Here is a 328-nt window from a genome sequence, read left to right as displayed (position 1 = left end):
CGAGTCCTGTTCGGGGAGCCATTGCTCTCATAGCTCAGTAGGTAGAGTGCATCCATGGTAAGGATGAGGTCACCGGTTCGATCCCGGTTGAGAGCTCCATTTCTTCTGGTTGGATGGCAGCTAAGCTTGCCTAACTATAAGGCCCGTTGGTCAAGGGGTTAAGACACCTCCCTTTCACGGAGGTAACAGGGGTTCGAATCCCCTACGGGTCACCACTTTATTGGATAATGGCTTGAATTAGATGAGTGATGTCAGTACATACTATGTCCTATTGTCTCGCCGAAGTATCCATAACATTCTTGTTAATATGGAGGCTTAGCTCAGCTGG

General features: G+C 48.8%; 2 tRNA genes. Both read left to right on the top strand.

The annotated features are described in order from the left end of the window. The first annotated feature begins 23 nt into the window (after positions 1-23). A tRNA-Thr gene (locus EJP77_RS20525) sits at positions 24-99 on the top strand. A 41-nt stretch (positions 100-140) separates the two neighbouring features. Beyond that, positions 141-215 (top strand) — tRNA-Glu (locus EJP77_RS20520). Positions 216-328: the final 113 nt, after the last annotated feature.

This window comes from Paenibacillus zeisoli (assembly GCF_003994465.1).
Lineage (GTDB): Bacteria > Bacillota > Bacilli > Paenibacillales > Paenibacillaceae > Fontibacillus > Fontibacillus zeisoli.
The sequence above is the reverse complement of the archived record's forward strand: the minus strand, read 5'-3'. Positions and strand labels throughout refer to the sequence as shown.